At 68.7% G+C, this 26754-nt stretch carries 25 protein-coding genes and 3 pseudogenes; 14 read left to right on the forward strand and 14 right to left on the reverse strand.

All coding sequences use genetic code 11. The features are described from left to right. Positions 1-100 precede the first annotated feature (100 nt). The gene (locus ACIRJP_RS35145) at positions 101-592 is read right to left on the reverse strand and encodes a hypothetical protein (protein ID WP_404183347.1); all 492 of its coding nucleotides are present in this window, start codon (positions 590-592) and stop codon (positions 101-103) included. Between the two features lie 321 nt (positions 593-913). Beyond that, on the reverse strand, positions 914-1885 hold the full coding sequence (locus ACIRJP_RS35150; RefSeq protein WP_404183350.1) for an ABC transporter ATP-binding protein: 972 nt from the start codon (positions 1883-1885) through the stop codon (positions 914-916). Between the two features lie 265 nt (positions 1886-2150). Here ACIRJP_RS35150 and ACIRJP_RS35155 point away from each other — a divergent pair, with 265 nt between their 5' ends. The 3 genes from ACIRJP_RS35155 (at position 2151) to ACIRJP_RS35165 (ending at position 6744) form a co-directional block, all read left to right on the forward strand. Next, positions 2151-2831, forward strand: a complete 681-nt coding sequence (locus tag ACIRJP_RS35155; RefSeq protein ID WP_404183353.1) for a response regulator — start codon at positions 2151-2153, stop codon at positions 2829-2831. Positions 2832-3041: 210 nt separating this feature from the next. Next, a complete protein-coding gene (locus tag ACIRJP_RS35160; protein WP_404183356.1) occupies positions 3042-3899 on the forward strand; it encodes a hypothetical protein in 858 nt (285 codons plus the stop codon). A gap of 1336 nt (positions 3900-5235) precedes the next feature. Next, positions 5236-6744, forward strand: a complete 1509-nt coding sequence (locus ACIRJP_RS35165; protein WP_404183359.1) for an amino acid permease — start codon at positions 5236-5238, stop codon at positions 6742-6744. Positions 6745-6895: 151 nt separating this feature from the next. Here the strand turns inward: ACIRJP_RS35165 and ACIRJP_RS35170 are convergent, their stop codons facing one another. The 4 genes from ACIRJP_RS35170 to ACIRJP_RS35185 form a co-directional block, all read right to left on the reverse strand. Next, a complete protein-coding gene (locus ACIRJP_RS35170; protein WP_404183362.1) occupies positions 6896-7105 on the reverse strand; it encodes a hypothetical protein in 210 nt (69 codons plus the stop codon). Positions 7106-7357: 252 nt separating this feature from the next. Beyond that, positions 7358-8620, reverse strand: coding sequence for a ricin-type beta-trefoil lectin domain protein (locus ACIRJP_RS35175; RefSeq protein ID WP_404183365.1), 1263 nt, complete (start codon positions 8618-8620; stop codon positions 7358-7360). 459 nt (positions 8621-9079) lie between these two features. Next, positions 9080-9226: a hypothetical protein gene (locus tag ACIRJP_RS35180; RefSeq protein WP_404183368.1), complete on the reverse strand. Its 147-nt coding sequence runs from the start codon at positions 9224-9226 to the stop codon at positions 9080-9082. Positions 9227-9389: 163 nt separating this feature from the next. After that, positions 9390-9689: a hypothetical protein gene (locus tag ACIRJP_RS35185; protein ID WP_404183371.1), complete on the reverse strand. Its 300-nt coding sequence runs from the start codon at positions 9687-9689 to the stop codon at positions 9390-9392. A 246-nt stretch (positions 9690-9935) separates the two neighbouring features. On the opposite strand from ACIRJP_RS35185, the gene ACIRJP_RS35190 reads away from it, so the two are divergent. Then, entirely contained in the window at positions 9936-10100 is a 165-nt protein-coding gene (locus tag ACIRJP_RS35190) for a hypothetical protein (RefSeq protein WP_404183374.1), read from the forward strand. Between the two features lie 399 nt (positions 10101-10499). On the opposite strand, the gene ACIRJP_RS35195 is transcribed toward ACIRJP_RS35190, so the two are convergent. The 3 genes from ACIRJP_RS35195 to ACIRJP_RS35205 form a co-directional block, all read right to left on the reverse strand. Next, positions 10500-10694: a ferredoxin gene (locus ACIRJP_RS35195; protein ID WP_404183377.1), complete on the reverse strand. Its 195-nt coding sequence runs from the start codon at positions 10692-10694 to the stop codon at positions 10500-10502. Positions 10695-10742: 48 nt separating this feature from the next. After that, complete coding sequence (locus tag ACIRJP_RS35200; protein WP_404183380.1) at positions 10743-11672, reverse strand: cytochrome P450; 930 nt, start codon at positions 11670-11672, stop codon at positions 10743-10745. Between the two features lie 473 nt (positions 11673-12145). Beyond that, positions 12146-12460 (reverse strand): transposase, encoded by a 315-nt coding sequence (locus ACIRJP_RS35205; protein WP_404183383.1) that lies wholly within the window; start codon positions 12458-12460, stop codon positions 12146-12148. Positions 12461-12725: 265 nt separating this feature from the next. Here ACIRJP_RS35205 and ACIRJP_RS35210 point away from each other — a divergent pair, with 265 nt between their 5' ends. Beyond that, positions 12726-13343 carry a hypothetical protein gene (locus tag ACIRJP_RS35210; protein WP_404183386.1) on the forward strand — a complete coding sequence of 206 codons (618 nt, stop codon included), beginning with the start codon at positions 12726-12728 and terminating at the stop codon, positions 13341-13343. A 193-nt stretch (positions 13344-13536) separates the two neighbouring features. Here the strand turns inward: ACIRJP_RS35210 and ACIRJP_RS35215 are convergent. Beyond that, positions 13537-13731: pseudogene (locus ACIRJP_RS35215) on the reverse strand (ATP-binding protein); the annotation flags it as partial. Between the two features lie 171 nt (positions 13732-13902). Then, a pseudogene (locus ACIRJP_RS35220) lies at positions 13903-14700 on the reverse strand (hypothetical protein). 87 nt (positions 14701-14787) lie between these two features. Between ACIRJP_RS35220 and ACIRJP_RS35225 the strand changes: the two are divergent. Then, positions 14788-15264 (forward strand): hypothetical protein, encoded by a 477-nt coding sequence (locus ACIRJP_RS35225; protein WP_404183389.1) that lies wholly within the window; start codon positions 14788-14790, stop codon positions 15262-15264. Positions 15265-15487: 223 nt separating this feature from the next. Here the strand turns inward: ACIRJP_RS35225 and ACIRJP_RS35230 are convergent, their stop codons facing one another. Next, a complete protein-coding gene (locus tag ACIRJP_RS35230) occupies positions 15488-16081 on the reverse strand; it encodes a TetR/AcrR family transcriptional regulator (protein ID WP_404183391.1) in 594 nt (197 codons plus the stop codon). 125 nt (positions 16082-16206) lie between these two features. Between ACIRJP_RS35230 and ACIRJP_RS35235 the strand changes: the two genes are divergently transcribed. The 8 genes and pseudogenes from ACIRJP_RS35235 to ACIRJP_RS35270 form a co-directional block, all read left to right on the forward strand. Continuing rightward, positions 16207-17637, forward strand: a complete 1431-nt coding sequence (locus ACIRJP_RS35235; protein WP_404183393.1) for an amidase — start codon at positions 16207-16209, stop codon at positions 17635-17637. 102 nt (positions 17638-17739) lie between these two features. After that, positions 17740-18045 (forward strand): VOC family protein, encoded by a 306-nt coding sequence (locus tag ACIRJP_RS35240; protein WP_404183396.1) that lies wholly within the window; start codon positions 17740-17742, stop codon positions 18043-18045. 904 nt (positions 18046-18949) lie between these two features. After that, positions 18950-19306: a hypothetical protein gene (locus ACIRJP_RS35245; RefSeq protein ID WP_404183399.1), complete on the forward strand. Its 357-nt coding sequence runs from the start codon at positions 18950-18952 to the stop codon at positions 19304-19306. 359 nt (positions 19307-19665) lie between these two features. Further along, positions 19666-22092 carry an FxSxx-COOH system tetratricopeptide repeat protein gene (gene fxsT / locus ACIRJP_RS35250; RefSeq protein ID WP_404183402.1) on the forward strand — a complete coding sequence of 809 codons (2427 nt, stop codon included), beginning with the start codon at positions 19666-19668 and terminating at the stop codon, positions 22090-22092. A gap of 272 nt (positions 22093-22364) precedes the next feature. Then, entirely contained in the window at positions 22365-22508 is a 144-nt protein-coding gene (locus tag ACIRJP_RS35255) for a hypothetical protein (protein ID WP_404183405.1), read from the forward strand. Between the two features lie 743 nt (positions 22509-23251). Next, positions 23252-23407 (forward strand): hypothetical protein, encoded by a 156-nt coding sequence (locus ACIRJP_RS35260; RefSeq protein ID WP_404183408.1) that lies wholly within the window; start codon positions 23252-23254, stop codon positions 23405-23407. Positions 23408-23574: 167 nt separating this feature from the next. Continuing rightward, positions 23575-24336: a hypothetical protein gene (locus tag ACIRJP_RS35265; RefSeq protein WP_404183411.1), complete on the forward strand. Its 762-nt coding sequence runs from the start codon at positions 23575-23577 to the stop codon at positions 24334-24336. A 538-nt stretch (positions 24337-24874) separates the two neighbouring features. Beyond that, positions 24875-25084: pseudogene (locus tag ACIRJP_RS35270) on the forward strand (IS5/IS1182 family transposase); the annotation flags it as partial. A 15-nt stretch (positions 25085-25099) separates the two neighbouring features. Here the strand turns inward: ACIRJP_RS35270 and ACIRJP_RS35275 are convergent. Then, the gene (locus tag ACIRJP_RS35275; RefSeq protein ID WP_327162597.1) at positions 25100-25399 is read right to left on the reverse strand and encodes a DUF6342 family protein; all 300 of its coding nucleotides are present in this window, start codon (positions 25397-25399) and stop codon (positions 25100-25102) included. Between the two features lie 356 nt (positions 25400-25755). Then, the coding region (locus tag ACIRJP_RS35280) for an IS1380 family transposase (protein WP_404183414.1) at positions 25756-26754 on the reverse strand (999 nt) is incomplete at its 5' end.

Genomic DNA, 26754 nt, shown 5'->3' on the forward strand with positions numbered 1-26754 from the left:
GCATGTCCTCACCTTTCCGGGTCGATTCTGTGGGACGGTCCCGGACGCCCGGCGAGAGAGTGGGCCCGGCGCGGGTTTCGGGCTGCCACCGGCGGCAGAGTCAGGCGTCCCGTCGACGCAGCACGTACAGGCCGATCAGGTGCGCGGTGGCGGCCCACGCCGCCACGATCAGGACCGCCGTCACCGGCGGGTACGGCGCCTCGGCCCCGACGCGCATGAAATGGTCCCCGGCACCGTGCGGCAGACGATCGTTGACGTCCGCGAGTGTCGGGCCTCCCAGTCCCAGGAGGATGCTCGGCAGTGCCCACAGGAGTGCGACGAGGATCGAGAGAGCGCCTGCCGGATGGCGCGTGGCGAACGCCACCCCGACACTCAGCACAGCGACCAACGCCTCGTAGAGACCGACCGCGAGTACCTGCAGGAGGCTCGGGCCGACCGCGAAGGAGGCCCGCCCGTCGAACCCCAACCAGGCAACCGCCGTACCCACGACGGCGAACGTGGTGCCGACGACGAACGCGACCACGGCCACCACCAGCGCCTTCGCGCCCTGGACCCGATGCCGGCGGGGCACCGACAGCAGGGAGGTCCGCACACTGCCCGTCGAACTCGGAGGTGACCGCGATCGTGGCCAGGACGACGACGGTGAACTGGACGAGGACGGCGGATGAGGCCGCCGCGTTCCCGACAGGCTGCATCGGATGCTCGTTGATGCGGGCGATCGAGGCGTAGTAGTAGGTGAAGACACCGGTGATCGCAAGGCCCGCCAGAAGACACAGATAGGGACCTCGGACGGACCACAGTTTGGTCCACTCGGCGGCGACGGCCCCGGCGAAGCCTCCTGGTGCGCCCCGGCCAGGAGCGTCAGGGACGGCCCGCGGCAGGCCCGTCCGCCTGACGGGTGTCGTCGGGACGGTCATTGTCGTCCTCCTCCGTCCGGAGCCGCGGACGCGGCGGTCGTGTCCGCGGCGCTGCTGCCCGTCGTGTACTCGACGCTGCGTGCGGTCAGGTCCATGTACGCCTGCTCCAGCGAGACCCGGACATCGCTCAGCTGGTGCAATCGCACTCGGCAGTGGTGGGCCAGGTCGCCGATCTCGGCCGCGGTGCGACCTATGACGGTGAGTTCGCCTGACTCGGAGGTCTCGACGGTCACCCCGTCGGCCGGTATGAGGCGGCGGACCAGCGTCGCCATTTCCTCGGGGTCGGGCACCACGGCGCGCGCCGACGCGGGAGAGGCAGCATCCAGGAACTCGGCCATGGAGGTATCGCTCAGCAGCCGCCCTCGTCCGATGACGACGAGATGGTCGGCCGTCAGCTGCATCTCGCTCATCAGATGGCTGGAGAGGAACACGGTGCGTCCCTCGGCCGCCTGGTCCCGGACGAGCCCGCGAATCCACCGCACGCCGTCCGGGTCGAGGCCGTTGACCGGCTCGTCCAGGACGAGCACTGACGGATCGCCGAGCAGGGCACCCGCCACCCCGAGCCGCCCGCTCATGCCGAGCGAGTACGTGCCCGCGGGCCGACAGGCGGCCTTGGCCAGGCCCACCTGCTCCAGCACCTCGTCCACGCGGCGCAGCGGGATGCCGTTCGACCGGGCCTGAGTGACCAGGTGCGTGCGGCCGGAACGAGCCGGGTGGACGGCCCGGGCATCCAGCATCGCACCGACCGCGCGCAGCGGTCTGCGCAGGTCCGCGTAAGGGCGCCCGGCGATCAGGGCCCGCCCGCGCGTGGGATGGTCCAGGCCCAGAATCATGCGCATGGTGGTGGACTTCCCGGCCCCGTTGGGGCCGAGGAAGCCGGTCACACGGCCGGCCTGGACATCGAGTGTCAGCTCGTCCACGGCGAGGGTGTCGCCGTAGCGTTTGGCCAGTCCCCGGAGGGTGATCACGGACTTCCTTCGTGTCGGTCACGGACCGCGGAACACAGCTCGCGACAAGGTGACGGCGGCGGTGACAGGCGCACACCGACGTGCGATCGGCCCGGAGCGGCTGCCCCGTTTCCCGTACGGAAGCGACGCTAGGAGTCCGCGGCGCCCACTCCCACCGGTCGAACGGCAGCGGCATCCTGACTTTCGTCAGGGGTGCCCTCCGCCCCCAGGCGGATCTGCGGCACTCGACGTCCGCCCGGTGACGCACCGGCCGTAGGCTCGCCGCGTGGAAGAAACGACGCCCAGCCGCCGCCAGGTCCGGGTCCTTGTGGCCGACGACGAGGCGATGGTCCGAGCCGGAGTGCTGGCCGTCCTGGCCAGGGACCCGCACGTCGAAGTGGTCGCCGAGGCCGGCAACGGGCACGAGGCCCTCGCGCTCACCCGCCGACACCGGCCGGACGTGGTCCTGTTGGACATCCAGATGCCCGGCATGGACGGGCTGACGGCGGTCGCGCGGCTCCGCCAGGAGCCGGCCACGGTGGGTGTGATCATGTTGACCACCTTCGGCCAGGACGAGTACATCACCCGCGCCCTGGAGGAAGGCGCCGACGGCTTCCTGCTGAAGGCCGACGACCCGAGGGAACTGCTCAACGGTGTACGGGCGGTGGGCGCCGGTGGCGCCTACCTTTCCCCCAGAGTCGCCGGCCGCGTCATCACCGGGATGCGCGCCCATCGGACGACACACCCCCACCGCTCGCTGGAGCGGCTCACGGAACGGGAGCGCCAGGTACTGGCCGGACTCGGGGCTGGGCAGTCCAACGCAGAGATCGCGAGCAGTCTGCACCTGGTCGAAGGTACGGTGAAGGCCCACGTCAGTGCGGTGTTCTCGAAGCTGGGCGCGCGCAACCGAGTGGAGGCGGCCATCGTCGCGTACGAGGCCGGCCTGGCACCGGCACGCCGCGCCTGACCGAGTGCCAGCAGTTCCCCACTGCCGATCCGTCCGCGCTGTTCAGTGCTTCCAGCGACTGCTCTGGCCGGACTGGCGACGGAACAGGTCGAGCTGAGGAAGGCGCGGGAGGCAGCGACGTAGAAACGGACCCCGTGATCAGCACGTCACTGCGTGCCCTCGACCGCTCCCGGGGTATGGGAAGAGGGCCGCGAGGGCGATACGTGCTCGGTGCTGACGGCTTCGATGTCGATGCTGCTCGTCGAGGCAGTGATCGGGACGATCGCGCTCTTCGTGTGGGGGCAGACCCAAGAGAGCCCGGGCCTTCCCTACAACGCGATGGGGATCTTCGTCCTGATCGTGATGGCACCGCTTGCGGCGGCGGCCGGAGCTGTCCTCTCCGCCCTGCTGACGGTCGGCGTCGTGATGCCGCTCCTGGTCGGGGCCGGATGGCTCAGCCGCAGGCTCCCGGGGCGCGAGGCGTGGTGGTGGGTCCCGGCGCTTGCAGCCGCCGCAACTGCCCTGCCGTCCCTGGCCGCGGCGGTACTCGGAGAAACCGGTCTCCTGGCGGGCCTCGGCGGGTGGCTCGCTGCGACGGCGGCGCTCGCCGCCACGACGCTGGTCGCCCGCAGGCTACTGCTGCCGGACCGCCCGCAGCTCTCCGGTGGCGCGATGTTCGGGCGGGTGGCGTTGTACGGGACGCTCGCTGTCGTCACCGCCGGCACGCTCGCCATCATCGGCCAGTACTTCGGGATCGGGTACGAGCCTCCGCAGCTGAGCGCGGAACGGGTCGCCGGGACATGGTCCGACGGGAAGGGAGGCACGCTCATCCTCACAGCAGACGGCAAGGCCACGGCGACCCGCGTCGAGACGTTCGGCTTCGATTCCGAGGTACACAAGTGCACCGGAACCGGAACCTGGGGGTACGACCCGGGTGCCGGACCCTGGTCCCAGGAGGTGGACGTGTCCGTCGACGACTGCTCCATGGACACCTGGCACGTGTTCGGGAACCCCGAGCATCCGAAGCTCTTCGTCTACGTCGGCGACCCCGACTCCTGGGACCTCTACATCCTGCAACGCCGCGGCTAAGACTTGTCTCCCGCCGAACCCGGCCGCGCGCCCGCACGCCTCCCCGGGCGGCGAACGCAAATCGCTCCGGATGGGACCGGGGCAACTGACGGGTGCTCAAGTGGGCATACAGGGGGGCTCCTAGGCGGCGAAGCCGATGTTGGTGCGCCCGGCTGTGGGCCTGGCCGTGCCGGGCGGGGACCGAACCGCTTCCGAGCAGCTCCGGCTACGACTATCTGGCCGAGAGACCAGCCAGTGGTCCGACATGTCTTCCCTTGCTCTGCAGTGGCTTGGCGCATGGGTCGTTCACCGCCATGCGGTGGCAGTCCATTGCCGTGGTCAGCAGAAGACTTAACGCCACGCCACGAATGCGCTGCGTTCACTCGAGCGGGTCCGCGTCGCCGGATGCGTGCGAGTTCCCGCTTCCGCGTCCGGGATGATTCTCAGTCCGGTGTTCGACCTTGGGTGCTGTGGGCCGGCCCGGGCCGGTTCGGGTGTTTCTATGGGGCGTTGAGCAGTGATGGCCGGGCGCTGGTGCTGGACAAGCAGTGAGGATTGGCTGGTCACTGAGTGAAAAATACGTGGTCAGCGGGGCGGGAGCTCCAAGAGGGGTGCGTCCGGCATGAGCCGGGCACAGGCGTCCCGACTGCTCGACGTCGCCCACGCCCTGGGGCCATTCAGGCCGCCGTGGCTGCAGGCCTCCACCCCTCGTTGCGCCGGCGGCCCGGTGCCGTTCGAGTAAACCGTCGCACCGGAGGAGGACCTGGTGACGCTGGCCTGCCGTGGCCTGCGCCGAAGAGTACGCGGTGACGGGGCGGCAGGCCCGCAGCCCGGCCAGGGGAGAATGCGGGCATGGCGATGTGCAAGAAGTGCGGTGTGCAAAAGCGCAGTTGGCCTCGTTCTTGTTCGCGGTGCCGTTCCGGGCAGGACCGCGCGGACGCGGCTGCGGATGCCGCCGAGGTGGCGGTGGAGACGGGACTGCTCAGGGGGATCGGGCGGGGGATCACAGAAGTTGCGCGCCTGGTGCTGCGCGCGTTCGACTGACCGGGCTCACACGGGCGTGGCGCGGCCGCCGGGGGGTGATCCGGCGGAGAACGGCTGTTTCGGGGCCGACAACCGGCTGCGCGGGGCCGTTGTGGGCGGTGTCGTCGATGACGTGCCGGGGGGGACGGCGGGGGAGTGTCGGTCGTCCCCGCCCACCGCGGTCCGCGACGCTCCGCGCCGATGTGTACGGCTTTTGCCGCCTTGTCCGCCCGGTACGCGGCATTGAACGTGTCAAGGTCCTTTGGCGAGTTCACCCGTTCACCGCACTCCGCTGAGCGCCTCCAAGGGCCCCTCAGCCTCTAGGGTCGCTCGCATGGGGCGCGTCCGACGGAGTCCGCAGCCCGGTGCGGATCACAGTGAGTGGTCACGGCGCGGATATCTCTCAGCGGTCTGGTATTTGCGGGCCGCTGCCTTCTTCAACTTCCTCGGCGCCGTGTGGGTGTCTTTCGGGAACGACATCCGGCGGCACAACGACGACGAGTTCTTCACGCCCTATCTGCTGACCGCCGGGTTCTTCTCCGGTGTGCTCTCCATGTTTCTGGCGATCACCATGCGGCGGCGCAAACGCGCCGCCTGGATTCTCAATCTAGCCCTGGCCGGGCTGACGCTGGTGCTGACGGCCCTGGCCCTGGAGTTGCCGGTCTATCGGCAACACGTCCAGAACTGGATCGCGGTCCTGCTGACCGCGTTCTTCGTCGCCGCCCCCATCGCCGTGCTCACCATCGCCGTGCTGGCGGGGACCACCTTCCACGGGAGCAATTTCGGCCACCAGGGCTTCGCCCCGTTCGGCGTCGAGGGTGTGCTCTCCGCCGTCAGCACCAGTGGAATCATCTTCGCATTCCTCGGATTCGAACAGGCGGACCAGTTGGCCGGGGAGAGCCGCAATCCGGCGCGGGACATCCCGCGGGCAGTGATCGGCTCGATCCTCATAGGCGCACTTGTCTATCTGTCCCTTCAGGTGGTCTTCATCGGGGCCCTGCCACAGAGCGCCTTCGCCCACGGCTGGGCCGATCTGACCTTTACCGACAAGGCGGGGCCGTTCGCCGGAATCGCCCTGTCCGCCGGGCTCCGCTGGCTCGCCGCACTGATCTACATCGACGCGGTCGTGTCCCCCACCGGAACCGGCCTGATCTACACGACCGCCGCCTCCCGGGTCTCGTACGGCCTGTCCCGCAACGGCTACGTGCCCGCGGTCTTCGAACGGACGACGGCGCGCGGGGTTCCCTGGTTCAGTCTGCTCTTCGCGTTCTTCGTCGGGCTCATCGTCTTCCTGCCCTTTCCCGCCTGGCAGAAGCTGGTCGGTTTCGTCACCTCCGCGAGCGTGCTGATGTACGCGGGCGCGCCGCTCGCCCTCGGGTGTCTACGCAAGCAGGACCCGGACCGGTACCGTCCATACCGTCTCCCCGGCGGTCTGTTCTGGTCTCCCGTCGCCTTCATCGTCTCCAACCTGATCATCTACTGGGTCGGCTGGGACACCCTGTGGCGGCTCGGCCTGGCGATCGTCCTCGGATATCTGCTGCTGGGCGGCTCGGCACTGCTCAGGCTCAACCCGAGGGTCCCGCATCTGGATTGGCGGTCCGCCCAGTGGCTGCCGGTGTATCTGGTGGGGCTGGGCCTGATCTCCTGGCAGGGTGGCTACTGCAGCGGGGGACCGGCGTCGAAGGTGTCCTGTGGTGCGACCGGCGTCATTCCCCTGTGGTGGGACGTGGCGATCACCGCCGTGTTCAGCCTGCTGATCTACTCCTGGGCGCAGGCCGTCCGGCTTCCGGACGTGGCGAGCCAGGAGTATATCGGCTCGGTCGACGTGCTCCCCGGCCGCTGACGACGGGGCACTGACCTCCGGATACGGATACAGCAATGATCCCTTGCCCGCCCTTCAAGCCGGCCTTCCTTGCGTCCTTGCGCTCTTGCGTCACTGCGTCCTTGTGTCACTGCGGACGGTGTGCGCACTCGCTCCCGCAGTCTGCTTCGGCTCAGCTTCCGTCTTCCAGGCCGTCGCGGCCAGTGCCGCGGAACCGGGCATCGGCTCCGGCGTCGACCCCGCGCTGCTGCTGCACGCTCCGAGACAGTGGCGCTACGTCGTCGGACTTGCTCTCGGCAGCCGCGGACATCCCGCTCCAGACGGTCGCCCTGCGGTCCATTCCCATCCACGCGGTGGGCGAGTCGCTCGCCACCTGTCTCACCGTCACCTCCCTGGTCGAGGACCGGCTCCGCGGGGCCGGGCCGAGCTTTCAGCGCGGTCCGGCCACGGTGGCGACGGCGGGCACGGTGCCGCGTGAAACCGGCCGTGCCGGCGCAGTCGGCCCTCGCCCGGCTGGGCGACCGGCCATGCGAGGGCCTCAGTGGCCGGCGGTCGCGTGTTTCGTGGCGGTGGTGGCGGTGGGAGCACTGGCCCTGACGCGTTTCGGTGAGGTGCCGACCGAGGTTACGGGAACTCAGCCGCTCCAACGCCAGTAGAGTTCGGGCCGGGGCTGTGTGCCGCAGTCGGAGAGCTTCAACTCGGGGTTCTGCCGGTCGCGGTCGTCCCAGCGGGTGGGGAGTTCGCGGTCGTCCTGGAAGAGACAGCGATGGTCACCGCCCGTGATCCGCCAGGCGTCACGCTTCCAGGTCGTGCTCTGCCACGGCTCGCGGGCCCAGCGCTGGCTCCCGCGGCCTCCCCCGCACCACTCAAGTCCGACGACTGTCGAGTTCGCGGTCAGACAGGAGTCGCGGTCGAGTCGGGGCCTGATCGTCCCGTCCTTCCTCATGTCCCACTTCTGCGCGGCTGATCCGTCACAGCCGCGGATGTCGGCCGTACCAGAGTTCGCCGACCCGGTGGTGGCGTGGAGGCACTGTGACGGATCCCTCCCGGTGAAGTACGTCGTCCGGCCGATGTCACCGAGGATCTCCCCGGCGCGTGGAGGCCGGTGGATCTGCTGGTACTGCCGGTGGATCCACAGGCTCCAGTCCTTCTGGAGCGGGCCTGCGTAGGCGGTGGCGTTCGCGCACGTCCCGGTGGCCCGGCACTTCCGGTGGGCGAGATACCAGCGTGCCACCTCGTCCTTCTCGGCCGAGGCTCCGGGGGTGAGATTCGGTGTGAGCGGCGACATGGTGTAGCCGAGGTAGGCCGACACGGGAACCCCGAGCGCGTAGCCCACCCTGCGGAAGTACCGGGCGCCGACCCCGTGGTCGGCGTGGTCGACACCGCCGCCGAGCCCGAAGGCGAACGAAGCATTGTCGTGATCCATCGTCAGGATGCGCCCTGCCCGGCTCAGCCGGACCAGTGCGGACACCACCGCGAGCAGCCGGTCCTCCGTGTAGCTCGCGGTGCTCTGGAACGGCTCGATGCTCTGCTTGCCCCGGTCGAACAGCCTCAGCAGGCTGTTCGCCTCCTGACCGTGCGGCAGTCCGTCGTGGAGGTCCAGGAACGTCAGCCGCACATCGGTGTTTCTGGCGTCGTCGGCGAGCCGGTAGGACCTGACCCGGACGCTGTCCGCCCGCACATCCGACCGCTCCCAGCGGTTGGCCGCCTCCGCCATCTCCGCGTAGGCCGCCCGCACCCCGTACTCCCTGCGGTCCACGTACTCCAGCGCCTTGACCCGGTCCTTCTTGCCGTCGTCGCCGGCGGTCAGATACACCGTGTCGACCGGGCACCCGGCGCGGATGGTCTGTCTGATCTCCGGATTCAGAAAGAACAGGTCGTCATCAGGATGCGCCACGCCGACCAGGGTGCGCCGGCACTGCCCCGGGTCCTTCCCGTGGGCGGCCGGGCGGGACGCCCCGGCCGTCGTGCCCGCACCGGGAACCGAATCGGGCGTGGGCGAGCAGGCTGGCCCCAGCAGGACACAGCCGATCAGCGCCGCCGCAGTCGTCCGCGTACGGGGGGACCAGCCCGGTTGACGCCTTCTCCAGCCCACCAAGGGCTCCATTCGCTGCCGCCGATCCCCTGACGGAGGATCGTCCAACGGACAGAGCGGAAGCAACCGACACACCGACGAGCAGCCCGGAGACTTGCGCCGGAACTCTGGATACCTCGTTCCCCATTGCCTTCTTGGTGGCCCCGTAACGGGCACCCGGCCTCCGGGGTCGGCATGCCCTTCCCCCCTGCCGGACGTATGGCAATGTCCGTTCGGGTTATACGAGATCGCCATCCAACTCCGGGGCTTCCCCGTCGCCGCTCAGCGGGAGTAGGTCCAGTCGCCGTTCTTGTAGCCGTAGAGATGGTTCAGCTCGATGGTGGCGTCCCGCACCGCGAAGACGAACCGGTCCGAGACGGACACGGACCCGTCGGAGTGGATGCCGCCGGCCGAGTCCGCGAAGTGCACCTGTCTAGCTGACTGGACCGCCACGAAGCTGCGGTGGAAGCTCAGCGCGGACGACAAGGAACGTGCCGCGCTGGAGACCCTCTCGGCCGGTGGCGCGATTACAGGGAGGGGCGGTGGGGCCCACGCATGGTGGCCCCATCGCCCCTTTCACGTGCCTGAGGGATCAGACGGTGGCGGCGAGCCAGCCGATGGTCTCGGTGGTGTGCTTGCCGTCGCTCTTGGTGGCGCCGGCGTACACCTCGTTCAGGCGGATGAGGAAGCCCGTGTTGGTGACGTCGTGGATCCGGATCCCCGGCGTCTCCGGGCCGTTGAATGTCTGGGTCAGTGGGAGGACGACCACGTTCGCCCCTGCCGGGAACGGTGTCGGAAACGTGACGCGAGTGAAGGTCGAGGTGTTCCCGCCGCTCGTCTCGATCGGGTTGTCCGAGCTGAGATTGATCTTGCCGGTCTGAATGAAACTCATGGTCAACTTCCTTCGTGAGGGCTGCCCTGCTCGGCCGTCCGCAATGGACGATGGAACACTCGTCACGAAGCCGTCATTTCATGCCGAGCTACCACGAACGAGCGATCGCCTTTCAGACAGGAGCCATCCTGCCGCTGTGCGCGTTCTGGCTGCCCGCCACAAGACGGTCCGGACTCTCCGCTTCGATATCCGCCTTGGCTCCTCGGGCAGCGAGCTGATCGCCGACCGTATCCGCTGCACCGAGGCATGGCCGCCGAAGCCTTCGAGTCCGGTCTCCCGATCGTCCTGGCGCCCGGTCCGCGCACGACCGACCGCACCGCGCCCACGCCCGACGACACCTGGGACCTCCCCTTCGCCACCGACTGGGTCTACCGAGGGGAGGCGACCGCCGGCTCAACCGCCCGGTTCTGATCGCGGACGGCTTCAGCGCCGGCCCCACCGATCTCAACCTCACCTGGGGAACTCCTGGAGTACGGCCCGTTTCCGCTCCTGAGCGAGATCCGCCGCCGGGGGCGCGACGTCGTCCTGGTCGGCTACCACGAGCGCAGCGCGTCGATTTTGGGGGTGCGCAGCTGCGTGCCGGAGCGAGGGCGCCACGGCCGTCGCTCCTGGATAGACGGGGCGGGGTCGGTGCCCCAGACGGCGATCTCCACCATGCCTTCGCGGATGCGCAGGCATGGTGGAGGGGGCCGGGGGTACCTGCCGCCTGCTCGCCGCGGGGTGCGGCACCTGCCAGCCGGCTCTGGCTCTTTTCGCCCCAGCGCGGCGTGGCAGGCCAGATCCCTCGGCCTCCTGGCCTCGCGAGCACCCTCAGCGCCGGCTCAATGCGATCGCCTGCACCGGGCAGGCGAACGCGGCCTCCTGGATCAGTGGGTCCTCCCCCTCCTCGCCGTGGTCCGGCAGTAGCTCGACCACGCCGTCGTCGTCCTGGGTGAAGACACCGGGAGCGTGTTGCACACACCTGGCCGCCCCGATGCACCGGTCGGTGTCGATGTCGATACGCATCCGTTCGCGTCTCTCCTTCCTTTCCTTCCTTATTTCCCTGGACTCGCACTACCAGATGACCGGCAGCTCGGCGACGCCTTCCTGCGTGGTGGCAGTGGTGCTCCGCACCTGGTCGACGGGGACGGCCAGACGGAGGGCGGGGACGCGCCTCAGCAACGTGTTCAGCGCGATCTCCATCACCGCGCGGGCCAAGTTCTGCCCCACGCACTGGTGGATGCCGTAACCGAAGGCGACATGTCGGGTGGCCCTGCGTCGGATGTCCAGGACATCGGGACCGTCCCACGCCCCCGGGTCCCGGTTCATCAGCATCGTGGAGATGATCACACCGTCTCCGGCCCTGATGGTGTGCCCGGCGATCTCGATGTCCGCGACGGCCGCTCGCAGAAGCGCGTCACCAGCCGAGATGAACCGGGTCAGCTCCTCGACCGCAGCCACCGTCAGGCTGGAATCCCCCTTCAACATCTCCGCCTGTTCAGGGTGTTCGAACAAGGCGAAGACTGCGGTGGCGATGGTCGCCGAAGTGGTTTCGTTCCCGCCGGTCGCAAGAACAGTGCAGAGCAGCACCAGTTCGTCCCGGTCTGCCTCGTCACGGAGCGGGTGGCTCGTGAGGAGTTCATCGATCAGCCCGTCACCGGGATTCTGCTCCTTTCGCGCGATCAACTCCCGCAGATAGTCCTGAATGCCGGTGAAGGCCTGCCCAGAGGCGTGTGTCTTGTTCTCCGGAGAGCCCACAAGCGTGCTCCGCACCAAATCTTTGAGCAGGTGCCGTTCCTCGCGCGGTACACCGAGGAATGCGAAGGACGCGTCGCACGCCAGGGGAAGTGAGTAGGCTCCGACGAGCTCGGCGCTGGCACCCCGGGCGAGCATGACGTCGATCAGTTCCTCCGCGGTGCGCTCGATCTGCGGGCGCAGGGGCGATCCGGCGGATACCGAAGCTGGACGCCAACAAGCGGCGCTGCTCCGCGTGTACGGGGTCATCCGTGCCGATCAGCGGGAGCTCTGGCACCTCCTGCCCGGCCAGACGAGGAAAGCCCGGACGGCTGGTGTTGGACGACAGCCGGGGATCACACAACAGAGCTCTCCCCTCGTAGTTCCCGGACACGAGCCACACCTCTCGCCCGTCGCTCAGAGCCACCCGCGAGAGCGGCCTCCGCTCGCGCAGCGCCGTGTATCCGGGAGGCATTCCGTAGGGACAGGTCCTGTCCATCGGGAAAACGGGAGCCCGGCCCGTGTCCTGAGGGGTAGCTGTCACGATCTTCCTCACCCTCTGCCGGCCCGAGCGCCGGAACGGTCACGAATCCCGTACGCGACGGGAGCCCCGGTCGGTCCGTCGTCGCAGCGGCGGCCTCCCGGCATCCCGCGACCTGCCGGACGGACGCCAACAGGCTGTCGGCCACACGCCGACCACGCCACCCGGAGAACCCTTTTTCATCCCAACGTGGCTTCGCTGATCATGTGTTCGCCGCCCCGCTCCGGTGCCCGTTTCCGTACCGGCCCCGATCTCGTTGTTCGTTCACCCGCAGAGCGGTGCGACCACATCCGTGGACAGCCGCCTTCGCGTCGGCCAGGGACTGGAGCCGGGTGAGGATCTGCTGCCAGGTGCCGTTCCGCTGCCACCGGCGAAACAGGTCGTAGATCCGGCCCCACGGCCCATACGCGACAGGTGCATCCCGCCACGGGATTACCAGTCCGGACCCGGAACCGTATGCCGGCAGGTCTCCTTGGAACCTAGACAGGCCACATGTCAAGCAGCGACTTGCCGACATTTCGCGCTGCCAGCGGGTGATTAGACGTCAGAAGATCACCTGCAAGGGCTAATTGTCTTCCAATCACCCACGCTCAAGGCAAGTTTGACGGTGGATCAGTTCATCGTCGGAGCAGCGTGAGGAAGTTCTGCAGACCCGATCGGCCCAGCAAAACAGGGATCCCAATTTGCCTGATATGACAGCAATGGGGGGTGTTAGTACGTTCGATCATGCGCTGGCTGTCACAGCGAGACTGTCTCTGAGCCCGAGAAGGAGAACAAGCGACATGATCATGACCCGTTCCCACGCGATCGCCACGGCCGTCGCGGCCGCCGCGGCACTGACCGCGACCGGTATCACCTACGCCTCCGCGGTCTCCGCCCCCCAGGCCCAGGTGGCCCCGGTCGCCCTGCCCGCCCAGGCCCCCATGGGTGGCGAGGGCGGCAACACGGGCAAGGGCAACGAAGGAAACGAGCGCGGCGGCAACGAGCGCGGGGGCAACGAGCGCGGGGGCAAGCGCCATCACGAGGAGGGCCGGATCCACATCAACGAGCGCGAATACGCCGGTCGCCCCGACGGCTGCATCACCGTCGTCAGCGGCCTGGGTGCCAAGAGCTTGAACATCCGCAACGACAGCCGCAACGAAGTTGAGGTCTTCCGCGGAGCCGTGTGCGACAACGGCGCGCCCATCGCCACCGTCGGCCGCTACAGCTCCGCCAACAACATCCGCCCCGGCAAGGACGACGAGGACGAGAACTGCGAGAAGGGCGAGCACCACGAGAAGAAGCACCACGAGAAGACGGGTGACGGAGTGAAGGTCAAGCACGGAGTCGTCGCCAGCTTCCGCGTCATCAAGCGCCACCACGACGAGAAGGGCGAGGGTGGCGAATTCGGCGGTTACTAAAAGCTGCAACCGCCTGATGCGCATGCCAGAGAATCCCGGCCCGCCGTAATCGGGCCGGGATTCTCGTCCGGCCTCCGGCCGAAGCAAGAATATCCCTTCTCTGAACATCCAGCTCAAGACCGCGGAAGCGCGCGGAGGTGCCGAAGAGGGCGGTATGCAGCCGTACCGACATGGAACGGATCCACGCGCAGCACGCGCCCTTCGTCCTGCCGTCGACGAACGAGAGGGTGGCGAGGCGCTTGACCTTCCGCGGGTCGAGGTTCGGCTGGAAGGAAAAGTCGTACTCATCGAGCGTCTTGTGGTGCGGCAGCCGGGACAGTCGCAGGCCCTGGCGGAAACGGCGGTCGTCACGGACGGCGAGCTCCTCGGACAGCACCAGGCCGAGGAAGTGACCTCGCCGCTCAGATGCCCCCCGCTGTCCTCCATGGCTCCTGGGTATCAGCATCGCGAGCGGTCAGTTCTGGTCGGCAGGCGCCAACAGGAACGCCTATGCGGCCGAGGTGGCACGACGCTCATGAATACCGCGACGGGCTGAGGTCGCAGGGCGGGCTCTGGACGATCAGAGCTCGAATATCGGCCGGGTGGAGAAGTCCTCGTACATGTCTTCGCCATCCGGCCCGTACGCGAACTCGGCGAAGAAGGGGTTGCGGTTGGCCGTGGCCAGGGGCAGCCACCCGAGCATGTGGCCGTAGCTGCCGCACGCCGCCTCGCCGCCGTCGCCGCCGTGCACCGCGGTGACATCGCTCGTCAGCTCGGTCCGGTACGTGTCGTAGGCGATGTGCAGGCCCAGCGCGTTCGGTCGATGCTGTGGACCGGTGTGATCGTCGGGGGGGTCCGGTCGAGAGGACAGTCATTGCCCCATCGGAACAGGGTGTTCGCACCGGCCCCGCAGGCGTGTTCCCACTCATCGGAGCTCGGCATCCGCAGGCCGCGAGCCGCGAGCACAGCCGGCATTTCGGTGGGAGGCTCGGTCAGGTTCTCGCCTTCCACCGCCATGAGCACCGTCGCCACGGTGACGTGCCGGCGCGGGCTGAGCAAATGAGCAAGGTGGGCCCGCAGATCGGGGCCATACCCGAAGCCCTGTTCCAGGCTCTCCTGGTAGTCGGCGGCCTGCTCGGACGTCGGTCGCCAGGTGTCGAGATCGAATCCGAGCGTCACTGTGCCACCCGGCACCAGTGCGAATTCCTGTGCATTCCGTTTGATCAGGACGCGGTGCATCCGGGAGTCGAGGTGCTCGACGGCCTCAACGGAAGCCACGAGGCCGCCTGCCCGATCAGCTGCCTCTTGTGCGACTTGGCGGGCGGTCGAGAGGTCGAATGACCCGCCACTGGTCAAAGGTGAGGTCGGCGAGAGACATGCGCCGCAGTCTTCCACGAAGGCCTGACAGAGCCTCCGCCAGGGCCGCCTGAACGGAGAGGATCACCCTGCGTAAGGGCGGCCGCCGATGAGCTTCCGCGAGCACAGGGCCAAGGATGGCTGGAGCGACTGGCAGCTCGCCCGTCTGGCCGTGGATATCCGCAGCATGGCCTGCTACGGCGGCACCCTCAAGGCCGGAGTGGAACCACGGCTGAGGAAAGAGTTCACCGCCGACGAGCTCCTACGTGCCGACGCCTACCTCGCCGCGAGCCTCCCGGACGCCGGCCGCCTGACCGCGATCGAGAGCCGCCTCGATCCCGTTGCGGACGACGACACCGGGTGGCTGACCGAGAAACTCAGGATCGCTTGGGAAGGGCTGGACGATCGGACCGCCGGGCTGCGGCAAGTCTGTTCTCGCTGCCCGCTACCCCGACAGCCGGCACGTGTGCCTGGACACCTACCGAAACCTCGCCACCGACTCCGAGGCCGACCAGTCCGCCACACCAGTCGCCGGCCGCTCATCGAAGGCGACTGGATCCGCGGCATCACGATCCGTCAGCCCTGAGCCACCTGCGTCCTCGCCGGGAAAGCCGTGGAGAACAGGCAAGCAGTGGCTTGTGGATGGCTCGGTGGCTCGTCATGGGTTCTGATCTGGCGCTTTGCGTGGCAGACATGTCCGTGACGGGTAGGCCGGCCGCTGGCTTCGGTCGCGGACGACGAGAACGGCAAGGCTGCCCTTGAACTGCTGTGGGGCGTTTCTGCACCGGGGTAGGGGTGCGCGTGACCGGTTACTCCCAGAGGCGGGCCAGGTGCGTGTGGAGGACGTCGTGTGCTTCGTGCGGGGTGAGGTGGCCGATGAGGGCATGCGCGGTGAGGCCGTCCGCGAGGGCGAGGAGGGTGCGGGCCTCGAGCTGCGGATCGAGGCGCACGGCGCAGTCGGCGCCCTCGCCGGCTTCCGAGATGAGGCGGGTGAACGCCTCCTGCAGGTGCGCGTAGTTCGCCGTCAACGTCCTGGCGAGCGCCTTGTTCACAGCCGCCTGCGCGACGAAGGCGAGCCAGACCCTGGCCTCGGCGCGGCGCTCTTCCCGGAGCAGTGAGATCTCGGCGGCCGCGTGGCCCAGGGCGGTGCTGGCCGACTGGGCCGGGCTCCTGAGGAGTCGGGCCTGTACACGCTCGCTGATCCGCTCGCTGATGTACCCGAGAGCGAACACCAGCATCTCTTCCTTGGTGCGGAAGCACCGCTGAACTGCGCCCATCGACACCTGCGCGCGGGCAGCGACATCGCGAAGGGTCACGCCCTCCAGTCCGCCTTCGTCGGCGAGGTGGCATACGGCCTCGGCGATGAGACGGCGTCGGCTCACGTGGTCCACCTGCCTGGGCATGTCCGATCGCCTCTCAGTTTCACAGCGCTCCGCTTCGCAGCGCAGTTTATCCGATGCGCACGTATCGGTTCCCGGGTACGGTTCCGATGCAAGCGCATCGGAACGTGGACGAGGAAGGTGAAGCCATGCAGGACGCCCTGTGGAAGATGCCGGCCGCCGCGCAGGCGGAGGCTGTACGCAGCGCAGAGATCTCAGCCGTCGAACTGGTCGACAGTCACCTGGATCGCATCGCCGAGGTCAACCCGCAGGTGAACGCGGTCACGCAGCTCCTAGCGGAGCGGGCACGCGAGGCCGCGACACGAACAGACCGTCGGCGGGCCGCCGGTGAAGCGCTGGGGCCCCTCGCGGGGGTGCCCTTCACGGTGAAGGAGAGCACCGCCGTCGAAGGCGTGCCGACCACGTTCGGCACGGGGCGCTTCCGCGATCTGGTGGCGTCGGCCGACGCACCCCCGGTGGCACGGCTGCGCGCAGCCGGAGCCATCCCCATCGGGCACAGCAACATCCCCACCCTGATCCTGGCGGGGATGCACACGCGCAGCGAACTGTTCGGCGACACGGTCAACCCGTGGGACAGCAGCCGGACCCCTGGCGGCTCCAGCGGAGGCGACGCGGTGGCCGTTGCCACGGGCATGGCAGCGCTCGGGCTCGGCAACGACTCTGGCGGGTCAGTGCGCATCCCGGCCCAGTTCTGCGGTGTGGCCGGGCTGAAGCCGTCCACAGGCCGGTTTCCCGCCGACCATCGCGTTCTCGGCCCGGACGACCCGGGCCCGGCGTCCCAGATGCTGGTCACCGACGGCCCGCTGGCCCGGAGCGTGGGCGACCTACGGCTGGCTTACGAGGCGCTGGCTGGGACCGATCCGCGAGACCCACGGGCCGTACCGGTGCCCGCCTACGGCGAACCGCTCCCCGGACGCGTGAAGGTCGCGGTCGTGGCGGACCCTGGCGGGCACGGCGTCCACCCTGCGATTCGCGGAGCCATCGCGTCCGCGGCCGACGCGCTCCGCGACGCCGGATACGACGTGCGCGAGGAGCACGACGTACCGCGGATGGACGAGGCCCTTGAGGCGTACGGCCGGATCACTGTGACCGAGTTCGCCCCGACCTGGCCGGTGGTGCGCGGGCTGCTCGGCAAGGGCGGGGACCGCTTTATCGAGATGGCGATGGAGCAGACCCCGCCCGTAAGCGCGGAGCAGTTCATGAAGTTGATGGGCACCTGGATGAACATCCGCCGTTCGTGGGCCGAATTCCTCGACGAATACCCGCTGTTGCTCGGCCCGGTCTTCACCGAGCCACCGGTCGAGCCGGGGCTGGAGTCGCGTGACAGGTCAGGTAGGGACCGTGTCGGGTCGGGAATGCGCCTGTGCACCGTGACCAGCTTCGTGGGCGTGCCCGGTGTGGCCGTACCGACCGGGATGGTCGACGGGCTCCCCTGCGGAGTACAGATCGTCGGGCGCGCGTTCCGGGAGGACCTGTGCCTGGGTGCGGCCCAGGCGATCGAGGACCGACTCGGAGTTCTCACACCGGTCAACCCGCGAGTGGGAGGCCGGACTGATTGAGCCCGTGGCCACAGAGGGCGCACGCGGCGACGCCGTACTCCTCACGCCGCCGTCCCGGCGGCCTGGCTGAAACGCACCCGTTCGCCACAGACCGCTCTCAACGTGCAGCTCGAGATCACGGTACTTGTAGAGACGCCCCCGAGGCTCCAAACGAACCACGGCTGGATCACCCCGTTCGCCTCCGCGTTCACCCCGGCAGCGCAAATCAGCGTCATGACCAGTGACAAGACCGCGCCCGTCACCCCCGACATGAGTGTCGAGGTGGACGACGTGGATGCGGCTTATGCGGTCATGCGGGACAGCGGCGCGGAGATCGTGCACCCCTTGCAGGATGAGGAGTGGGGCGTGCGGCGGTTCTTCGTCCGCGACCCCAGCGGAAGGGTGGTTAACGTGCTGGGCCACCGCTGATGGCCTCCGCACCTTGGTTGAAAGTGCTGGGCACAGCCACTCGTTGATGGCCACGCTAAGGACGGTGGCCTCACAGCAGACCGCGAGTTTGTCGTATCTCGTGGGTGCGCCACGAGGCGCCATGGGATCGAGTGAGGTGAGAGACCTTCACCGCCGGATTGTCGTAGCAATCCGGTTGAAGCTGGGGGCAGTTCGGTTCGGGGGAAGGCCCTTACGACGGGGGCTGGTGGCCTGTCACGGAGGAAGCGGAACTGTTGAACCCGGCAAAGGTAAGCACGGCCAGATACCGATACCGGGGAAAACTCATTCCTGCTCCGTGGCCCATTACGGCATGAGCAACTGAGCACCCCGAAACGGGATTTGTGGAGAGCCCGGTGCCCGGAGACGGGCACGCCGGGTTCGGGAGGCGGCTCGGGGAAACCACTGGTGGAGACACCAGCAGGGCGCCCCGAGTCGACCTCACCCGATTGATACCGCACTCGACGCGTGCCGAGCCCGGTAGTCGATCTTGTCGTCGGTGGGCGGCCGCCGCGCGAGCCGCGCTTCTTGCGGTTGCGGGCCTGGTCGCCTTGTCCGGGACGGTGCAGCAGATGCCACGCTTGCGCAGGCAGGCACGGTTTCTTCAGGAGGCGTACGCCTTGTCGGCGCGGACCCGGTCGGGCCGGGTCCGCGGCCGGCCCGAACCCATGCGGGCGACGCAGATCTTGTCCAGGACCGGCTCGAACTGCGGGGAGTCGCCGCGCTGCCCAGCGGTGTTGGTGATCGGCCCGTGCCGGGCGTTGTGTGAACGGTGGGTCAGTGCACGGGAACCGGTGGATACGCAGAGCCGTCCTGTGCTACCTGTGAAGTTCGTCCGATCCTGCCAGGGCAGGCAGTCGCTGGCTGCCGGGAAGGGAGTGTGGGGGTGTCACGACGTAGGAAAATCATGGTCCTGGTGGCAGCGGTGATGCTGTCCGTGTCGACACCGTTCTTCTGGCTGCTCGACAACCCGGACACTGGGCAGTTGGTCGCCGCTTCGGTCCAGGGCGCTACCGGTATCGCCGCCCTGGCGTGGGCGCTGGTGCCGTCCCCGGCCGGCCTGCAGCCCGGAGCCGCGGCGGTCGACACCGGAAAGGCCAGAGCCACCGGGGGTGGCCGGGCGTCCAGCGGTGTACGCGGCCCGCAGGGGGCCGGGCATGGTCCGGTTCGGGCGGAGCGAACGGGGGACGCCATCGCGGACGGGCCCGACAGCAGCGCGAGCACGGGTATCGACTTCAGCTGACCGGGCTGGAATGGTCAGAGTACGTGGGAGGTTTCTGTCCGATGGTGCGATGGCCCAAGCGCCGCCCTGCCCCGGACAGGGAGCCCAACGTTGATCCCGGGGCCGCGGACGCAAAGAGCGAGCCGTCGGTCACCGCCGTGGGCACTGGCACTGCCAACGCTAGCGACGGCGCCACGGTGGCGACCGGCTACACCGGACCGGCCCCAAGCACCACCGGCCCGGTACACGTGCGTCATACGGGAGACGCCACCGCCAGTGAGGGCGGCCTGGCCAACACCGGGTACTTGGCGGTCGACCGCTTCACCTTGGTGCAGCAGGCCGCTCCTCGCACACGCGCCGCATGGCCACACCAAGTTGGCTTGCTCCCGCCGCGCGCCCAGTCCTTCCAGCACCGGGCCGAAGTCGACCAGTTGCGAGCAGCGGTCGACCGCGGGGGCACCGCAGTGCTCACCCAGGTCCTGACCGGGACCGGTGGAGTGGGCAAAACCCAGCTGGCCGCCAACTACGCCCGCACCACATGGGAAAACGGCGAGGTCGACGTACTGGTATGGATCACCGCGAGCAGCCGCTCAGCGATCACGGCCGGATACGCGCAGGCCGGCGTAGAGGTCCTTGCCGCCGACCCCGGCGACCCGGAGCAGGCCGCGCGAGCGTTCCTGGCCTGGCTGGAACCCAAAGCCGACCAGAAACCCTGCCGGTGGCTGGTCGTACTCGACGACGTCGCGGATCCCGCCGATATGCGCGGCTGGTGGCCGCCCACCAGCCGCCACGGCCGCGCCCTGGTCACCACACGGCGCCGCGAGGCCGCCCTGACCGGAGCAGGACGGCGCCGGGTGACCGTGGGCCTGTTCACACCCCAGGAAGCCGCCGCCTACTTCACCGCCGTACTCGCCGCGCACGACCGCCACGAGCCGGCCGACCAGATCAGCAGCCTGGCCTCCGAGCTCGGATACTTGCCTCTCGCGCTGGCCCAGGCCGCCGCCCACACCATCGATGCGGACCTGACCTGTGCCTCCTACCGGGAGCTGCTGGCCGATCGGATCAGGAAGCTGACCGACCTGCTGCCAGAACCCGGCGCACTGCCCGACGACCAGACCGCCACCGTGGCCGCCACCTGGTCCCTATCCATCGAACGCGCCGACCAGCTCCGCCCAGCAGGCCTGGCCCGTCCTATGCTCCAGCTCGCCGCGATGCTCGACGCCAACGGCGTCCCCCGCACTGTCCTCACCAGCGAACCCGCTCGTGCCTATCTCACCGCTCACCGCGCTGCCGTCGATCGTGAACCGGCTGAGGTGACAGTCGAGGACGCAGTCGGCGCCCTGTCAGCCCTGCACCGTCTCAGCCTGATTGACCACACTCCCAACACCCTCCATCAGGCCGCCCGAGTCCACCAGCTCGTCCAACGCGCCACCCGCGACACCGTAGCCCCCAACCAACTCACCCCTCTCGCCCACACTGCAGCTGACGCCCTGACCGCCGCATGGCCGGCCGTCGAGCGAGACACCCTCCTCACCCAGGCGCTGCGCGCCAACACAGACGCCCTCATTCACATCGCAGAAGACGCTCTGTACCAGCCCGCACCGCACCGGGTGCTCTTCCGCGCCGGCCAAAGCCTCAGCCAAGCCGGCCAGGCCACCGCCGCCACCGCCCACTTCTCTCGCCTGTCCGAGGCGACCTCCCACCACCTCAGACCCGACCATCCATACGCCCTGGCCGCCCGCAACAACCTCGCCCGGTGCCGAGGCGAGGCGGGGGACGCGGCGGGTGCTGCCGCCGCGTTGCAAGACTCGCTGGCTGACGTGATGCGGGTGCTGGGTCCGAACCACCCCGACACCCTGAACGTCCGCCACAACCTTGCCTACTGGCGCGGTGAGGCGGGGGACGCGGCGGGCGCTGCGGCCGCGTTCGAGGAGCTGCTGGCCGACCGGCTACGTGTGCTGGGACCCGACCACCCCGACACCCTGAACGCCCGGCATAACGTCGCCTACTTTCGGGGTGCGACGGGGGACGCGGCGGGCGCTGCGGCCGCGTTCGAGGAGCTGCTGGCCGACCGCCTACGTGTACAGGGCCCGGACCACCCAGCCACCCTGACGGCCCGCCACGAGCTCGCCCGGTGGCGAGTAAGGGCAGGGTGCACGGCTGGGGGCGCGGCCACGTTCGAGGGGCTGCTGGCCGACCGGCTGCGCGTGTTGGGCCCCGACCACCCCGACACCCTGAGCGCTCGCCACAACCTCGCCGCGTGGTGGGGTGAGGCGGGGGACGCGGCGGGTGCTGCCGCCGCGTTCGAGGGGCTGCTGGCCGACCGGCTGCGGGTGCTGGGCCCCGACCACCCCGACACCCTGAGCGCCCGCAAAGACCTCGCCCGGTGGTGGGGAGAGGCGGGGGACGCGGCGGGCGCTGCCGTCGCGTTCGAGGAGCTGCTGGCCAACCAGCTACGCGTACAGGGCCCCGACCACCCAGCCACTCTGAGCTCCCGCCATGGTCTCGCCTACTGGTCGGGTGAGGCGGGGGACGCGGCGGGTGCTGCGGCCGCGTTCGAGGAGCTGCTGGCTGACATGATGCGTGTGCTGGGGCCCGACCATCCCGGCGCCATGGACGCCCGGCACAACGTCGCCTACTTCCGGGGTGAGGCGGGGGACGCGGCGGGCGCTGCCGCCGCGTTCGAGGAGCTGCTGGCCGACCGGCTACGTGTACAGGGCCCCGACCACCCAGCCACTCTGAAGGCCCGCCACGAGCTCGCCCGGTGGCGAAGCAAGACGATTGACGATGAATCGACCGATTCCTGACCGATATCGGCAAGTGACGACCCGCAGCCGGATTGGCGCCGGGGCGCCGATTTCAAGGAATCAGAAGGGGCGGGCAGCAACTGCAGTGCGCCCGCTGACGTTCGATCGCGCCCAACCAGGTACCCCCGGCCGCCGTGAGCTTGGCTCGGATTACCCCCCACACGAAGCAAAGAGAAAGTAAAGCTCCGTTGTGGATGTCTGGATCGGCTTTCGGACTCGGCTTGGTCCAGGTCCCGTTCTGGATCCCCCGCGACCTGCGCACCATGCCGGGCGTGATCACCAACGTGGAATTCGGCCTGGACGCTCCGACAGGCAGGGCAGTGCTGGGCTGCCCGCCCGACTGCCCCAACCCGGAGCGCAACAGGTACCTGATCTCGTGGCCCGCCGTCACGGCGTACCGGTGTGCACCACCCTGACCGACATGGCAGCCGCAGCCCCCGCCTTGCTCACCGCCAAGTGCCCCCAGTAGTCCGAAGGTCAGTTGCCGGGGCCGAGGAGATTGCCGCTGGCCTCCGAGCGGCAGGCATCGGCGCCGAAGTCGAACTCCCCGAAGCCGCCCCCGGGGGAAGTGGCAGCCCGGACAAACTTACCCATGCTCCACGATTGAAACGTACGGCCGGCCAGGGAGCCCCGGTGTCCCCGCGCCCACTCCCCGGCCAGGCCGTGCGAAGCCGCATGACCCACCGCAAGCCCGGGCGCCAGACCGCAGGACCCGAGCTTGAGCAGGCACTCCTCCGACCTGCTCAAGCCACTTCGGCCCCACCAGCACCTCGGCTGGTAGGGCCGACGTGTACCACGACACGCCCTTCGTGAGAGCAGCACGGAAACGTGATGACCGTCACTGCCGAATCTTGGGGCTTCGGTGAGTCCCGGAAGTTCTCGGAAGATCTGGCGATCCCCAGTTCCAGGGAATTCAGCCAACGCTGTACTAGAATGTCCTGAATTTCCCCCGGGTGCTGTCAAGTCCCCTTGAGAGGACGCTGGTCTGACGCACCGTCCAACTACACTCTTCATCAATGCAAAAGGAGCCCCGCTTCCTCGACGCGGTTTCCTAGGCCATGGGTCGAGGGGGCTCCTTGCGCGGCGTCCAAGCATCAGCAAGACGGAAGGACTCCGAATGCAGAGTAACGCGAAACCACCTCCCGAGCACAGTTTCAGCGTGGACAGAGGACGGGGGCCAGTTGCCCGCCACCTGCGGAAATGGCTGGTCAGCCGTGGACAGAGCGTCCACACAAGTTTCATGTGCGGCGTGGCGTACAGGCTCGGCGACTTCGCGACCGGCCTGGTCATCGCCTGGCTGATCGCCCGGTCCTGATCGACCGTAAGAGTGGGGCCCGATACCACACGGTGCCGGGCCCCACTCGGTCTCGCGCGGTCTTCGGAGCCTTCAGAGGGCGTTAAGTCCAGCACCTGTTGCGGCACACTGATCACCACGGTCTTCGCGCGGACTCCCCGGCGACAGGTCGAGGGGTTGGGGGCAGCATGGAGATCGGCGCTGTGGTCGGTGGGCGATACCGGATCGGGGCTGGCTGGGGGGAGGTCTGGTTCGCGCAGGACACCGAGTCGGGGCGGCCTGTGGTGGTGAAGATGCTGGCCGAGGTGCCGGGGCCGGCCGTCAGGTTGCGGCACCCGGGGATCGTCACGGTGCTCGCGGTGGGTGAGCACGAGGGGAGGCCGTTCCTCGCCATGGAGCGGCTCGCCGGGTACACCCTGGACGCCCACCTGCTGGACGGCTGGTTCCGGCCGGCCCAGCTCGCCGACTTCGGGGCCCAGGTCGCGGAAGCCCTGCTGGTCGCGCACCAAGCCGGGATGACGCACAGCGGGATCGATCCCGCCCGCCTGCTGCTCACCCCGACCGGAGCCGTGAAGATCCTCGGCTTCGGCACGATCGCCCCGGCGCGCACTTCCGACCTGGGCGCACTCGGCAAGACGCTGTACCAACTGCTCGCACACCCGGTGCCGCCCGGCTCCCTGGGCGAGCTCGGCGTGCTGATGCGGCAGCTGCGGGACGCGGAGTCCGAGCAGGACCCGCAGCTGACCGAACAGTTCGCCGCCCGGCTGCGCCGACTGGCGCAGGAACTGGCCGAGACGGAGCCGGTGGAGCAGCCCCGGCGACCGGTCGTGGCACAGCCGTTTTGGATCTACCAGCAGCCGGACCGGCTGCTGCTGGGGCGGGTGCTGGTCGTGGTGATCTGGGCCGGGCTGATCGCGGTGACGGCGTACGCGATCGCGGTGACCGTCTGACGGCGTGACGGCCCCGGCCCTCACGGGAAGCCTGGCGTGATGCCCCTTGCCCCGTTGACCCGCATCTCGGACACACTCCTCCCGTCCCGCGACGTCATGTCTCGGGTTCAGGCTCACTTTTCCGTGAAGCGCATACGTTGAGTGACGACTAACGCGTGGAGAACTGGGCCTCTCTGCGTCAGAACAGTGGGGCTTCGGCGCAGTCGCCTGTCCCGTTGCTCGCCCACCACAGATCGTGATCCGCCATGCGGGTGCGAAGTTCATGGGCGGCGACCTCGTTCGCGTTTTCCAGGGTGCTGGTGTCGTGGCCCCAGGCGTTCAGCGCCTCCAGTGCGCTGTCGCGTTTGTATCGCTCTGTACTGGTGCTGAGCAGTCGGTGCGCGTGGTTGGCCAGCTCATTTTGGTGCCCGATGAGGGCGTGGTGCTCTGCGTGGGGGATGGCGGCGACGAGGGCTGCGTCGCGCAATGTGATCGCCGAACACGTCCGACCCAGCGCGAGAAGAGCTGTCACGGACTCACGGGCGGGGCTTCCCCGGCCGACCAGGCCGCGAACCGCAAACGCCGCGGCAGCCACGGTGGCCGTCCGCCGGCCTTCGACCGCGACGCCTACAAACAGCGCAACACCGTCGAGCGCTGCATGAACAAGATCAAGCAGTGGCGCGGCCTCGCCACCCGATGCGACGAGACCGCCACCATCTACCTCGACGGACTCCGCATCGCCGCCATCTTCATTTGGTCGGCGAGGTGATCCGAAGGGAACCGCCTAGTAGCCGAGGTCCTTCTGCTCGGTGATCAGTCGGCCGGCGATGTGCAGGTTGCCGTCGGAGTCGAGCACCGCGATGATCTTCTTCGTGGAGCCGTGGTGGGTCGTGAAGTAGATTTTGTCCGCCTCCTGCGAGGAGGAGTGGTTCGTGTTCACGGACAGCTCGATGCTCACCGGGGAGCTGATGAGCACGTCCTTCTTCGGCGAGGTCGGGTAGACCTGGTTCTGCCGCAGCTTGACGCGGCCGTGGGTGTCCCCCTCGTCCCAGTCGGACGCCACGCCGAGGTCGATGTCAGCCATGCGATTTCCCCCTCCGGTTCCAGTGGACGAACTCTGCGGTCGGGCTTCACAGGACATCCCGAACCGAGCCCAGAACCTACGCAGTTTGTTCACATGATGGCATTACATTGCAGGACTATGGCTGATTTTCGTCACGCTTCTTCGCGAAGTGGCATCAAGGTTCTGGAGCCACCAAAAAGCCCGAAAAGAGTCGTGACAGCTCCCTGGGTGACAGTTAGCCTCGGCGTTTCAGTTGGGTCTGCTGGGCGGCTGGGCGAGGTTGTTTCAGGCCGTGTCGGCCGGTGGGCATGGTGAGGGCCCGACGCGGGGTCGGGTTCTCCAAGGTCCTTGAGTCGAAGGTGGGCAGGAACCGCGAGTCAGCTGGCAGGGCGGGGCAGTGCGGCCAGGCGGTGGAATGCGGCTACGAGTTCATGTCGCCAGGGCCACGTCGCCGATATCCGAAGGCGGAGGCGGCGGCCTCCCCGGGTGATGCGGGCGGCGACGTGCAGGATCCGGTAGCGGAGTTTCTTGGGTTCGGCAGCCGCGAGTTCGCCGTCCAGCAGGAGGACGCGGGTCCAGGCGAGGAGGTCGATCGCCGCGAGGCTGAGTTCGAGCCAGGCGGCGTTGACCGGGAAGCGGCGGGAGGGGAAGCGCCCGAAGCCGGTGGTCTTGCCGCACCGGATGTGGTCCTCGACGGCGGCGTGTTGGCGGTGGCGGACTTCCAGGAACTGGGCCGAGCCGGAGGTGAACGGCGTGTCGGTGAGGAAGACCTGGTGCCGCATGCCCTCGTCCTGGTCGAACAGCGAGAGCTGGGCCCCGGGGTGGGGACGTTCGCGGCGGACGATGATGCGGGTGCCGTCCGGATAGTCGGCAAGGTCGACCATGCCGGTCAGTTCGGCGATCTCGGCGGACTCGCGGAGGGTGCCGTTCTGGTCCAGGGCGGGGTGCCAGACCTGCTCGGGCAGGGCCCGGATCGCGCGGCGGACCGGCTCGGTGATGGCGTATCCGGCCGAGAAGAAGGTGCGGATTCCGCGTGTTCGCAGGTCTCGGACGTGGGTGAGGAAAGACTTTGCGGATCCGGCGCTGTCGGTGCGGACGAGGATGTCGGTGCCGTGCCGGTGGGCGTCGGGGATCTGTGCGAGAGCGTCGTCCAGCACGGCGATGTGATCCGCTGAGGTGTTGGCTCCGGCGTTCCCGGGCCGAAGGCGCCCGGACATGCCCTCGCCGGTGTTGGCCAGGAAACAGAGCAGGGGGTGGAAGCCGAAGCCGCCCTTATAGGTGGGTGCGGCCTGGTCCTTTTCTGAATGGCAGGTGATCAGCGTGGCGTCGATGTCCAGGACCAGGCCGGGCACCTCACGTCCGCCGGCTTTCGCCGC

It is taken from the genome of Streptomyces sp. NPDC102437, from assembly GCF_044765565.1.
Lineage (GTDB): Bacteria > Actinomycetota > Actinomycetes > Streptomycetales > Streptomycetaceae > Streptomyces.

Coding starts and splice junctions, on each gene's coding strand:
- ACIRJP_RS35165 (WP_404183359.1), top strand. CDS start 5,236: ATGGGGCGCGTCCGACGGAGTCCGCAGCCCGGTGCGGATCACAGTGAG.
- ACIRJP_RS35185 (WP_404183371.1), bottom strand. CDS start 9,689: ATGAGTTTCATTCAGACCGGCAAGATCAATCTCAGCTCGGACAACCCG.
- ACIRJP_RS35190 (WP_404183374.1), top strand. CDS start 9,936: ATGGCCGCCGAAGCCTTCGAGTCCGGTCTCCCGATCGTCCTGGCGCCC.
- ACIRJP_RS35195 (WP_404183377.1), bottom strand. CDS start 10,694: ATGCGTATCGACATCGACACCGACCGGTGCATCGGGGCGGCCAGGTGT.
- ACIRJP_RS35200 (WP_404183380.1), bottom strand. CDS start 11,672: ATGACCCCGTACACGCGGAGCAGCGCCGCTTGTTGGCGTCCAGCTTCG.
- ACIRJP_RS35205 (WP_404183383.1), bottom strand. CDS start 12,460: ATGTCGGCAAGTCGCTGCTTGACATGTGGCCTGTCTAGGTTCCAAGGA.
- ACIRJP_RS35210 (WP_404183386.1), top strand. CDS start 12,726: ATGATCATGACCCGTTCCCACGCGATCGCCACGGCCGTCGCGGCCGCC.
- ACIRJP_RS35225 (WP_404183389.1), top strand. CDS start 14,788: ATGAGCTTCCGCGAGCACAGGGCCAAGGATGGCTGGAGCGACTGGCAG.
- ACIRJP_RS35230 (WP_404183391.1), bottom strand. CDS start 16,081: ATGCCCAGGCAGGTGGACCACGTGAGCCGACGCCGTCTCATCGCCGAG.
- ACIRJP_RS35235 (WP_404183393.1), top strand. CDS start 16,207: ATGCAGGACGCCCTGTGGAAGATGCCGGCCGCCGCGCAGGCGGAGGCT.
- ACIRJP_RS35265 (WP_404183411.1), top strand. CDS start 23,575: ATGGAGATCGGCGCTGTGGTCGGTGGGCGATACCGGATCGGGGCTGGC.
- ACIRJP_RS35275 (WP_327162597.1), bottom strand. CDS start 25,399: ATGGCTGACATCGACCTCGGCGTGGCGTCCGACTGGGACGAGGGGGAC.